The organism is Paenibacillus aquistagni (genome assembly GCF_900177815.1).
Classification (GTDB): Bacteria; Bacillota; Bacilli; order Paenibacillales; family Paenibacillaceae; genus Paenibacillus_B; species Paenibacillus_B aquistagni.
The window spans coordinates 125,919-138,952 of record NZ_FXAZ01000008.1 but is presented as its reverse complement, the minus strand read 5'-3'; the positions used below and the strand labels follow the sequence as shown (position 1 = coordinate 138,952).

Here is a 13,034-nt window from a genome sequence, read left to right as displayed (position 1 = left end):
ATCCGTTTTGAACACGAGGAGGTCACAGCATGATTGCATATACAGGATTGAATGAGCAAAGTCACGGCTGGGTGGTTGCGGAGTCGGCATTTGACGCGAGATATCTCGCCAAGTATGAGACCATCTTTTGTCAGGGCAATGGATACATGGGACTGAGAGCGGCCCATGAGGAGAGCTACCCCGGGGAGCGGCGCAACTTATTCGTTGCAGGCACCTATAATCGCTTTGGCGTTCAAGAGGTTACGGAGCTTCCGAATGCGGCAGATATGATTCAGCTCGATATTCGCCTGAATGGAAGACCGTTTCATCTTGAGAAGGGGAAGCTGCTTCAGTATCGCCGTGAGCTTGATCTGCGGAAGGGTGAGCTAAAGCGCGAGATGCTGTGGGAGGATGAGCAGGGCGAATGGTTCAAGCTCAGCTTCAGACGCTTCGTATCGCTTTACGATCGTCATCTGATTGGACAACGGGTGGAGATTACACCACTGAAGCATGATGCCGATATTTCGATTCGCTCAAGCATTAACGGGCAGCTAACGAATTCAGGAGCACAGCATTTTATTGAAGGTGACCGCCGCGTCTTTGATAAGGAGCTCATTCAATATACGGCGACAACGACAGAGACGGGCATTGTATTCGTGCATACCTTGGCTCATCAGCTGCTGGAGAATGGCGTTCGTATAGAAGCAGCGCCAGCGCCTAGCATGGAGCGGAGAAAGGTAAGCCTGACCTACAAGCGCAAGGTAGCAGCAGGCAAGACGCTTACGCTCGACAAGCTGGCAAGCATGCATACCAGCCTTGATCTTGAATGGGAGAGCTTGGATGCGCTTCATCTGCAGCAGGCCGCCCGCCATCATTTGCGCAAGGCGGAAGAACTCGGCTACTGCGGCCAATTCCGCAAACATGAGGAGGCATGGCAGGCCTTCTGGAATGAATCGTCTATTGAGATGGATAGCCAGGATGCCTTTGATCAGCTTGCCATACGCTTTGCGCAGTATCATTTGGTATTGATGACGCCAGCCCATGACAGCCGCTTCTCTGTCGGAGCAAAGGGATTGACTGGCGAAGGCTACAAGGGACATGTGTTCTGGGATACAGAGGTGTTCATTCTGCCGTACTTCCTATATACGCATCCCGAGATTGCCCGCAACCTGGTCACCTATCGCTATCACACCTTGAACGGAGCGCGCAGCAAGGCTCGCGACAACGGCTATGAAGGTGCGATGTATCCTTGGGAATCCGCCTTGACAGGCGAAGAGGAGACACCGGAATGGGGACCCGTGGATATTGTAACCGGTACGCCTACTTATATCTGGACGGGTAAGATCGAGCAGCACATTACCGCTGATGTGGCGTATGGCGTATGGCACTATTATCAAGCCACCTCAGATCAAGCATATATGGATCAGTATGGCTATGAGATCTTATTCGAAACAGCAACCTTCTGGGCAAGCCGCTTGGAGTGGAACGACGAGAAGGGGCAGTATCATATTACGGACGTCATCGGGCCGGATGAATACAAGGAGCATGTCGCGAACAATGCGTTCACCAACTATATGGCGTATTGGAATATAACCAAGGCGATGGCGTGCATGAAGCAGCTTAGGGAAGCGGATTCGCAGGTCTACCAGCGCTTGAATGAGAAGCTGGGCCTTGCAGAGCGATTGAAGGTATGGGAGGAGAAGTCAGCGCTTATCTATTTGCCGAAGCCAGATGAGACAACCAAGATTATTCCTCAGGATGATACGTATCTCATGAAGCAGGTCATAGACTTGAGCAAGTACCGCAACCAAGAGCAGGTGGCTTCGATTCTAAATGACTACAGCATGACTCAGCTTAGCGATATTCAAGTGTCGAAGCAAGCAGATATTCTGGTCTTGTTCTATCTGCTGGAGGATTGGTTTACGAAGGAGACGAAGGCTGCCAACTGGCACTATTACGAGCCAAAGACGCTGCATGATTCCTCCCTAAGCTTGTCTACGCACAGCATGCTGGCAAGTGATGTAGCAGAAAGCGAGCTTGCTTATGAGATGTTCCAAAAGGCATGCCAAATTGACTTGGGAACGAATATGCACAGTTCGGATGAAGGGATCCATACCGCATCCATCGGGGGCATATGGAAGGCAGCTGTTATGGGATTTGGCGGTGTCCGCTCCTGGGAGGGCGCGCTTCGCTTGAACCCTAGGCTGCCAGAGGCGTGGGAGCGCTTATCCTATCCGCTTGCTTGGCAAGGTGAGCGCTTGAGAGTGACCATTACGAAGCAAGAGATGAAGATTGAACGTCTGAACCCGGACAGTGTGCAAAAGCCGATCCGGATGACTATTCATGGCAAGGCCTACGAGCTGGTTGATCAGATGCTGAGCATCTCCTTGGAAGGAGGAGATCTCGCATGACGATTCAAGCTTCCGCCATTCAAGCCTTTATTTTTGATCTGGACGGCGTTATTACCGATACCGCGAAGTATCATTATAAAGCATGGAAACAGCTGGCCGATGAGCTCGGCTTGCCTTTCGATCATGCCTTTAACGAACAATTGAAGGGGATCGATCGGATGGCTTCTCTGGAAAAAATCCTAAGCCAGATGGAAGATGGCGGCAGAAGCATCAGCATTCAGCAGAAAGAGCATTGGGCGGCGCACAAGAACAGCGTCTATCAGCAGCTCATAGAAGCGGTGGATGAATCGGAGATTCTGCCAGGCATTGAAGCGCTGTTCCATGAGCTGAAGGAGGCTCAGCTTCGGATCGGGCTGGCTTCAGCAAGCCGGAATGCAGAAACGTTGCTGAAGCAGCTGAAGGTTGAGGCCTACTTTGACTGCATCGTCGATCCAGCGAGCATTGCTAATGGGAAGCCAGCTCCTGATATATTCTTGGCTGCGGCAAGAGGTCTTGGCGTACATCCTAGCAGCTGCATTGGCGTTGAGGATGCGGAAGCCGGCATTCAAGCGATCAAAGGAGCAGGAATGTATGCGGTGGGGGTAGGCGATGCCTCCATCCTGTCCAAAGCAGACATGGTCGTACCGGATACGTCCAAGCTTACGCTAACGAGCATTAAGGCACATTGGAGCCAAGTAGGCGAAGTGAAGAAATCGGCAGTACAGGGTGTATAACTTGGCTAATTGGCATGTAATTGTGACACAGGATGCTTAAAAGGTTCCTAGCAAGCGCAAATGCACGAAAAGATGCGAAGATTGGCAAGAAGCAGCCATAGAATCGAGCAGGCCCTTCTCGTTTGTTGTTGAAGCGGGCTGGGATATCGCATAAGATTAATTCGTCATTATTCGATAAATTTCTACAAAAAGGGGACCTCTTCATGCGCAAGTGGAGACGCTTACGAGATCGGAGCATTCGTCAGAAATTGTTCTTAACCTATTCCTTGCTCATGATTGTTCCTCTTGTGGTCATTAGTGATTATTTTTATGTTTATGCGATGTCTGTCTTTGAAACACGAATTGAAAAGTCATTTCAGGAAACGAATCTGCAGATGGTATCCACTGCAGATTCGTTTGTAAGCAATATGATCAAGTCCTCTGAGCGCCCATTCTATGATGAGAAGCTGATTGAGATCTTGTCCAAAGACTACTCCAAGGAAGCGTACGAGACATTTACCAAAAGCATGGATTATCGCTATATCAGCGACAACGTGTTCAAGGAGTTGATGAATTTTAATCCAGACATTGACTCCATTCTTATCTACCCGAAGAACAGTCCATTAATCTATCGCCGAGGCTATGACACGACCTTCAATTACAAATATTCCCCTGTTCACGAACCGTGGTTCCAGCGCATTGTGAATAATGCCGAACGCCCGGTTCTTATTGGCATGCATGAAGAGAAGCAGATGTATGCCAAGCCGCGACCTGTCCTTTCGGTGGGACGCATGCTTGTGGATACAGAGAATTTTGAGAAGCTTGGTGTACTGCTCATTAATTTCCGCATGGAGAAGCTTGAGAAGCTGTTCAGCGGTCTCGATGACAAAAAGGATGTCAGTCAGTTTATTGTCGATGACAACGATACGGTGGTGTTCAGCTCCAATCCTTCCATGGTCGGATTCAAGCATCGTCAGGCATTGGCTGAGATGGAGTCGAATCCAAAAAAGTATTACGTGGTGCAGCATGAATCCAGCATTTCTGGCTGGAAATTCTACAGCGTTGTTCATCGTGACAAGCTGCTGGCTGAGATCATCCAGATTCGAAATACGGCCGTATTGCTGCTGCTGCTCCTGATTGGCTTAGGATTCGTCACGGCTTATCTGATCTCAAGAAGCATTTCAAATCCAATTCAAAGGCTCAGCCGACTGATGGGCAAGGTGGAAAAAGGGAATTTTGAGGTCGTTGCGACTCAGGATCGCATGGATGAGGTAGGTCAGCTTGCGGGCTCCTTCAACCGAATGACAGGAGAGATTAAGGAACTGATCGAGCAGATCAGGCAGGGGGAGAAGAAAAAACGGAGCGCAGAATTGAAAGCGCTGCAAAACCAAATTAATCCTCATTTCATCTATAATACGCTGTCTGTTATTAAATGGATGTCGCAAGCACAGATGGCTCACAACATTACCGAAGCTATTGATGACATGATCAAGGTGCTGTCCTTTTCAACGCGGAATACGCAGGAATTTATTTTTATTGAAGAAGAGATCTCCTTTATACGAAGCTATCTAGAGCTCTTGCAGCTGCGCTATTATAACGTGTTCGAATTCGATATTGAAGCAGACCCTGAGGTCTTAACCTGCAGCACGCTTAAATTCATGGTGCAGCCATTTGTGGAGAATGCCATCTTCCATGGCTTCGTTGGGGATTCTGCGGAGTATACGCTTAAGCTTCGAGTGGAGAAAGCAGGAAACGATATTCAGTTTACGATCACAGACAACGGCGTTGGTATTGAGGATGAGCGTCTTCAAGAGCTCCTGGCTCAGGAAAAATCGAATGGGCAGACGATGAACTCTATTGGTGTTGGCAACGTATCTAGGCGCCTGAAGCTTCATTATGGAGAAAGGTACGGTGTGCGCGTCCATAGTCAAGTAGGGAAGGGCACAGAGGTATCGATACTCATTCCAGCTATTGAGCATCATCCGCATTCGGATCAAGAGGAAAGAGAGGGATACGCATGAACATTATGATTGTGGACGATGAAGCCTTTATTCGCTTGAATTTCAAGACATTTATTGATTGGCATGAGCATGGCTACGTACTTGTAGGGGAAGCTGCGAATGGAAGAGAAGCGTTGGAAAAGATCGAGCTGCTTAGTCCTGACGTCGTGTTCTTAGATATTCGAATGCCAGTAATGGATGGGCTTGAGGTGCTGAGACAGCTGCGGGAAACGAAGCCCGCCTGCAAGGTTATTATTCTGAGCAGTCATAATGAGTTCGAGTATGCGCGTGAAGCGCTGCGGCTTGGTGCCTGTGACTATATTCACAAGCCAAATCTGACGCAATTGGCCGTATTCGAAGCACTGGAAAGGGTCCGCGCCACGATGAACGAACAGCGTGCCAAGGAGAAGGAGCGGATCACGCCGATCCAGCAGAGCATGGAGCGAAGCCGCGGTGATCTTAAGACCATATTTCTCAGGGATCTCGTCATTGGAGTAGTGCGCCATGATTGGGAGATTGCTGAGAAGACGAAGCTGTATGATCTGAAGCTCAGGCAGCCCAATGTCTGCTGCATGATCATGTCGATCAATCACTATGAGAGAGTAAGAGAGCGGTATAAGAAAGGAATGGAGCACTTGCTTGGCTTCTCCATTCTTAATATTCTGCAGGAGGTGCTGCAGCGCTATGATGAGCTGGAACTGTTCCAGATGAGTTCGAAGGAGCTTGTCCTGATCAAATCCTACAGCACGGTAAGAAGCATGAATGACATCCTGGAGCAGCGCTGGGGGCTTATTCGCAAAATCGAGAAGACGTTAAGACAGTTTCTTAATATTCAAGTAAGCTTTCTGGTTAGCGGCCTGCACGGCTGCTTGTTGGATGTCCCGAAGGCTTATCATGAGGCGCAGGAATCGGCTGAACTGCTGTTCTATGAAGAGCAGGGCAATGTCATGGTGTATGAGCCGGCAAGAATGCGCGAGGGACACGACCGAGCATGGCTTGCCAAGCTAGAGCAGCAGATTCGCAAGGCACTAGAGGAGAAGAATGCCCAAGCGGCTATTCAAGCGGTGCATGAGCTGTTTGGTGTCATCAAGGAGCAGCGTTCGCTTGACCGCCATGCTGTAATGGAGCTGTGTGTGAATCTGCATTGTCTCATCCAGTCTTATATGCCCGCGAACTCCGCAGAGGAGGATTACAGCCAGATCCAGCGCATCATGGGTGCCGAGCGATTAGCGGAGCTGTATGCCATGCTGCTGGAGGAGCTTGACGAGCTGCAGGAAAGCTTCTCGCCTGCGGAGATGTCAACGAATTATAAGATCAAGCGGGTGATTGAGTATATCCACGAGCATTATGATCATGACTTGACGCTTAATGAGCTGGCTCATTATGTCGGGCTTAACAACAGCTATCTCAGCCGCATTTTCAAAGAGCAGACCGGCTCCATGCTGATTCCATACATCAACCGCTATCGGGTCAAAAAGTCGCTCGATTATCTCAGGGATGGCAAACTCAAAACCTATGAGATCGCGGAGAAGGTAGGCTTCAACAGTATTGATAACTACTATATAAGCTTCAAGAAGATGTATGGCCTTCCGCCTAACGAGTATCGAAAAACCTGCATGGGAAAGTAAAAAATCACAAAGATATGTAAAGATCCTCTGTTTGCGCTGCAGGTTCGCAAAGCTAAGATGAAGGTAACACCGACCAAGGTGAATTATCTGGAACAAAAGGGGTAGTGACTTATGAAAAAGAAAGCAGTTGTGCTGCTCTGTACCCTCTTGCTGATGCTTACTGCGGTAGGCTGCGGCTCAGGCTCAAATGCAGGCGATGCGAATAGTGCTGCTAACAGCGGCGGAGCGGATCAAGAAAAGAAACAGACGGTGGAAGTTACGATGGCTTACTGGGCAAACGCTTCGGAGCAGAAAAACTTCGAATACATGATCGATGGCCTGGAAAAAGAGCACCCGAATATTAAAGTGAAGATGCAGATGTATCCGACCAGTGATGAATTTTGGAAAGCGGTTCCAGCGGCGATTGCTGCAGGCGTAGGTCCGGATATTATCGCAATGTCTGATGAAGGCAACTATGAATATATCAAAAAAGGCGTGTTAGCTCCTTTGGATGAGCTGATCGATAAGGTAGGCTTCGAGAAGGATCGAATTACCGCCTCCCTCTATAAAGGCTGGACCGACGACAACAAGCTGTTCGGGATCCCTTACGATTCCTCTACTTCCATGCTGGCCGTCAACAAGAAGATGTTTGAGGCTTCCGGCATAACGAAGCAGCCTGAAACGATGGATGAAGTGGTAGAGCTGGCGAAAGCGATGTCGAAGGACGGCGTAAAGGGCATTATCGGCAGCATTGATCCGTTCCATATTACACAGTATGTGCATGCGTTTGGAGGAGATTGGGGCTTCGGCAAGACTATCAACTCCAAGGAGAACATTGCAGGCGTTCAGTTCTTCGTGGATCTCTTCTTGAAGCATCAGGTAGCGATTGCACCGATTGAAGTAGGTGCTCCTTGGGACGGCGAAGTGTTCAGCCAAGAAAAAGGCGCGATGTCTACTGCAGGCCCTTGGTATGTCGGCCACTTGAAGGAAGCAAACCCAGACATGGAAATGATCGCGCTTCCAATGCCAAAAGGCACGGTTGAGGCACAAAGCGCTTACTCGCATGGCTTGTCTATCCTTGCGGGCAGCAAGAACAAAGAAGAAGCGATGCAAGTGATCAAATATGCTCTTCGCGATGATGCTCAGATCAATGCTATCGAAGCGGTCGGCTATTCTCCAGCAGTATCTGCTTTGCTGCCTAAATATCTGGAAAAGAACCCTGAGCTTAAGCCAGTGTTCGACAACATGGAAAAAGTAGGCATGCCATTTGCTTATCCTGAGCAGACAAAAGCCTTCCACGCTGACCTGCTTAAAGGCGTAGAAGAGATCATCTTTAAGAAGGACGGCCTGACTGTCGAGCAATTGCTCAACGATCTTCAAAGCAAGTACGGACAAAACTAGCATGACAGGGGTTGGACTTTGCATGATGTAAGGTCCCCCCCTTTTTTTTAAGAAGAGCATTGAATTTATAGAAGGGCATTGAAGGGAGAGAATTGACGTTGAAAGATCCACTACAGAAATGGGTATCAAAAGCACTACTCGTCAGCATGATTGCGACAACGCTAGGACCAGTAGCCGTACAGGCTTCCCCAGATCAAGAGACCATTCAAGGAACGAATGTGAACCTTGGAGCAGAAGCAGCAGCTGGGGAGAATGTCTTGCAAGCAAATGCTTTGCAGGCAGATGCTGGGCTCCATATGACTGATGGCGAGGTTCAAGGGGAGTATTCGCTTAATCTCACTGAAACGGGCGATGCGGATTGGATTCACTTAAGAGGCGACAACCTTGGCAAGGTCGCGCAGGTGAAAAAGGCTGGAGGCAGCTCGGTTACCTTTGATGTTTATGGCAATACGGCTTCAGAAGGCAAGACCAGCAGAGGCAGCGATGTAAATTATATGTCCTATACGTGGACTGATGGGATGGAAGGCGCACAATATGGCTCTAAGGATACCGGCTTTGGCGTATTCTACCCAGCAGACAGCCGTGAGCCGGGCCAGTATGATCGCGTAGGATGGAATATTCAGGTTGAACCTCAAGCAGTGCCTTCAACACTTATGTTTGGCTTAGGGATGTGGCAGGCTGATGTGAAGGTTGAGGTATATGCTGATGAACTGCTGCTTGATACGAAGCAGTTTGGAGCAGATGCTGCATCTAAGGTGATGAAGGTCCAGCTTCAAGTCCCCGCTCAGAAAAAGATCAGAGTAGATGTGCGTCTTACCAATGTTCGCAGTAAAAACGGAAATATGTCCTTCTCTGGACTTGCCCTTAGCAATCGTGTGCTTGCGGACAAGCTGACGCTGAATAACGAATACAATCGTCTGATGTATATGACACAAGGGCTGTATACAGATGAATCATGGGCTAACCTCGTGAATGCAAGAGAGGAAGCAAAGCGGATGCTCGATCTTGCAGCAGCCACTCAGCAGCAAGTTGACAGCGCTTACCAAGGCATGCTTGCCGCTCAAGCGGCTCTTGTGAAGCGAGAATCGAATATCGTCATTGACTATACAGGCCATTCCATTGGAGAGTATACCTTTGGTACTTCCAAGAATGAGCAAGCACGCTACCAGACGTTCTCTGTAGAGGAAGGCTTCACAATGAAGGTTGTTCAATTCGTTGTAAAACGATATAAGGAGCCTGTAAGTGACCTTGTCGTTCAGCTGCATGCTGTTAATGCAGAGGGACTTCCGGAGGGAGAAGCGCTTGCGAAGACAGTCGTTAAGCAGGATTCCATCATTGACGGCGGCCTTACGACTGCGGAGCTCAGCTATGATCTTCAATCCAATACCCGTTATGCATTGGTACTGACGCAAGAACAATTGGGACTTGGCTCCTATCGATGGATGGTTATGCCGAAGATTACAGATTCCATGAACGAGTACTTTGGCAAAAAGAAGGATGGTGTACTCCTATCCGAATCCACGCTTGGAACAGGCATGATGCGCATCGTGAAGGAAGGCAATATTGTGAAGGCGCCTTTGCTTGAGAAGCTTGAACAAGTGAAGCAGGTTAACCGTCAATTGTTCACCCTCGAATCGTGGTCAGCCTTGGAGGCTGCAGTAAGTCATGCCGAGCAGCGCTTGAGCGATGTCGATGTGAAGCAGGAGGAACTGGATGCAGCGCTTCTTCGGGTGCAGCAGTGCTATGACCAGCTTGCGCTTGGCAAGAAGCTGGAAGATGTGGCTGCTATGCTGGCAGGAATGAGCCAAGTCGTTCTGGCAGGCTATACTGATGAATCGGCTGCAAGCCTCAAAGCTGTGCTTCAAGCGGCACAAGCGCTGCCTGCAAATGCAGCAGAGCAAGAGCGGATTCTGTCCTACTCCGCTGTGCTAAATGCGATGGATGCGCTTCAGCTCACAGAGAGCTATCAATATGCAACCAATCCGAAAGTAACCGCAGGCTTCGGCTTTGAAGGGGATAAGAATGCAACGCTTGCTTTCTTGGATGGCTCCTATCAGATTGGCGGCAACCGCCCAATGCAGCATGGCCCCGTTGCGCCAAAGCAGATAGTAACCTTCGGGGCGACAAGCGAATCCAATATCAAATGGGTGAATGGCGAAGGCTATTTGCCAGTGTTTATTCATGAGTTTGACAGCCATGAGATGAAGGTCAAGCTCGAATCATTCGCGAACAAGAGAACGGTTGATGGCAAAGACTATGTCGTCAACTATACGCGAATGACGGTAACTAACGCGTCTAGCGAGACACGCCTGCTGCCGGTTGTATCGAGCAATCTTGTACCGATGAACGCAGCAGCGGCTAATGCTTATGTCATTAAGCCAGGCGAAACTGTGGTAAGAGAGTATGCGATCGAAGCTGACAAGTATGAGTACTTCGATGCAGGCAAGGAGGCATTTGCGTCCCTATCGAGAGCTCAGATTGCACAGCAAGGCTCCTTCGATTCGAATTACAGCGAGATGAAGTCTTACTGGAACACAAGACTTGGTTCGGTTGTCGATATGAACCTGCCGAACAAGGAGCTTGTGAATGCCTTCAAGGCAGGCTACATTTACAACATGATCATCAAGGATGGCAACTATCTGCATGTTGGTGAGAATGGCTATGCTCGCTTGTACTCGCACGATACGATCGGCATCTTCGTTCAACTCATTCAGAGCGGTGACTTCGCTCATGCGAGGGAGTATCTCGAGAGTATTCCGCTGACAGGAGGCATCAACATTGAGACGGGGCAGATCGACCCGAACCAGTTCTGGGATGCCAACTGGAAGCTGCCATGGACGTATGCCGTATACTTGAGCAAGACAGGCGATGCCTCGATCTTCGATGAGATGATGACAGCGGATGACGGCTCCATGGGCACTGTATTCGAAAAGCGCGTCAAGTTCGGTGCAAGAAGCATCGAGAGCGATCGTGCCGGCGAAGGCGGCATTATGAAGCAGACAAAGGCCATTGATACGCTTGGATTATGGACGATCGACAACTATTCAGCGCTTACAGGCTTGGCTTCCTATGAATATATTGCTAGAGAGCTTCATCAGTTGAAGGGCGATGACCGCTATCTCGCGGAGGCAGAGTGGGCGAAGGCACAGTACGACGATCTGCTAGCAGACTTTACGGCAAAGCTTGAGTCAACAATGAAGGAGAAGGGACTCGACTATATTCCGGCTTCGGTTGTACAGAGCAATGATGAGAACCGGATGAAGGATTCGAGAGACGCGAACTGGGCTTCCATGTTCTTGTTCGGCAGATGGCTGTGGGATGGCTATCTCTATGGAGCAGAGCAGCCAGCAGATAACATTAACTTAACGAAGCTTGATGACACATACACATACGGTATGGAGCGCCGTGTGGTAGAGGGGACGACCGATTCTCCTTACAACTTTGGCGGATATCCTCACGGCTTCTATTCCAGTGCTTACAATGCGGGATACGGCAGTGCCGCGCTTCGCGGCGAGCAGTACCGCGATATGGGTATCAAAGCCTATGAGTTCATGATTGAAAAGTCAATGAGTGGACCATTCAGCTGGTGGGAAGGCATCAACTATCCTGCAGAATCGAGTCCATGGGCAGCTGCCAATGATCGTCTTGGCGTACAGAATACGCCGGGCGGAGGCGGCTCGGCACAGCATATGTGGGGCCAAGCTGTAAACTCCAAGGTGCTGGTCGATTCTCTAATTGCAGAGCGCATCTATGATAAGAATCAACAGGTCGAGATCATTGTAGGCCGCGGTATCCCAAAAGAATGGGTCAAAGAAGCGGCGAAGAACAAGCAGATTGTAGCCTCGATCAACAACTATCCAGCTCTTCAAGGCGGAAGAGTAGGCTATGAGATTAAGCGCAGCGGGAACAAGCTTGTCTTTACATTCTCCACTAGCTTGGCACAAGCTAAGGTAGATGCAGCAGATGCGGTCTTCAGCATTCAACTGCCAAGCATGGTGAACAATATTAAGCATACTTCAGCAGGCACGATCGATCAGGGCAAAGGAATGGTAACAGTGCCGCTTCAAACGAAGTCCGTGACGATTACGCTTAGTGATCTGCCAAACGATAACAGCGGCAATAATGGTAATGATGGCAACAGCGGAAACGATGGTAATAATGGCAGCTCAGGAAACAACGGAAACAGCAATAATGGAAATAATAATAACAATGGAAATAACGGCAGCAATGGCAATGGCGGAAATGAAAAGCCAGAGCAACAAGGCTTCTCCGATATTGCGAAGCATTGGGGACGTGAAGCCATTGAGAAGGCTGTAGAACGCGGAATCGTGAAGGGGTATGAGGATTCCACATTCCGTCCAAATGCGAAAGTAACGCGCAGCGAGCTGATGGCTATGCTGGTTCGAGCGTTGAAGCTGCCGGCAGATGAGACTGCGGTATCCTTCAAGGATGCAGCAAGCATCCCAGCTTGGGCGAAGCCATACGTCAGCAGTGTGGTGAAGGCAGGACTCGTGAAGGGCTACGAGGATCATACCTTCCGACCAGGCCAAACGATCACGCGCATGGAACTGGTTAGCATCGTGGCTCGCGCATTGGAGCTGAAGGGCTCGCAGGCAGCGCTTCCGTTCGTTGATGCGGATGATATTCCAGCATGGGGGAGAGAAGCAGCCGCAGCAGTCTATGAAGCGGGGCTCATTCAAGGCAAGAATCAGCGCTTTGCGCCGAATGATGCTGTAACTAGAGCAGAAGCGGTAACGTTGCTGCTTCGCATGGCACCATAATAAGGATAGAGGCTTTGCGTTAAATAGACGCAAAGCCTCTTTTTTGTCAAGTAAGCTGCGGTGAAGCCGGTGGCTGTGCGTGATGGTAGCCACTGGAGAGCCACTGCACCAATTTTGATAAAGCGAAAGATTCATTGGCGGCTCATGTCATCGGTTATGATGA

The 13,034-nt window shown here is 49.5% G+C and carries 6 protein-coding genes; all 6 read left to right on the top strand.

Going from position 1 to position 13,034, the window contains the following annotated elements:
• Positions 1-29 precede the first annotated feature (29 nt).
• Positions 30-2,390 (top strand): glycoside hydrolase family 65 protein, encoded by a 2,361-nt coding sequence (locus tag B9Y93_RS21770; protein ID WP_085498231.1) that lies wholly within the window; start codon positions 30-32, stop codon positions 2,388-2,390.
• Positions 2,387-3,103, top strand: coding sequence for a beta-phosphoglucomutase (pgmB, locus tag B9Y93_RS21765; protein ID WP_244903533.1), 717 nt, complete (start codon positions 2,387-2,389; stop codon positions 3,101-3,103). Before B9Y93_RS21770 ends, pgmB begins: the two co-directional genes overlap by 4 nt.
• A 203-nt stretch (positions 3,104-3,306) precedes the next feature.
• Complete coding sequence (locus B9Y93_RS21760; protein WP_085498229.1) at positions 3,307-5,103, top strand: sensor histidine kinase; 1,797 nt, start codon at positions 3,307-3,309, stop codon at positions 5,101-5,103.
• Entirely contained in the window at positions 5,100-6,710 is a 1,611-nt protein-coding gene (locus B9Y93_RS21755) for a response regulator (RefSeq protein WP_085498226.1), read from the top strand. Before B9Y93_RS21760 ends, B9Y93_RS21755 begins: the two co-directional genes overlap by 4 nt.
• 111 nt (positions 6,711-6,821) lie before the next feature.
• Entirely contained in the window at positions 6,822-8,090 is a 1,269-nt protein-coding gene (locus B9Y93_RS21750) for an extracellular solute-binding protein (RefSeq protein ID WP_085498224.1), read from the top strand.
• Positions 8,091-8,188: 98 nt separating this feature from the next.
• The gene (locus B9Y93_RS21745; RefSeq protein ID WP_085498222.1) at positions 8,189-12,871 is read left to right on the top strand and encodes an S-layer homology domain-containing protein; all 4,683 of its coding nucleotides are present in this window, start codon (positions 8,189-8,191) and stop codon (positions 12,869-12,871) included.
• Positions 12,872-13,034 lie beyond the last annotated feature (163 nt).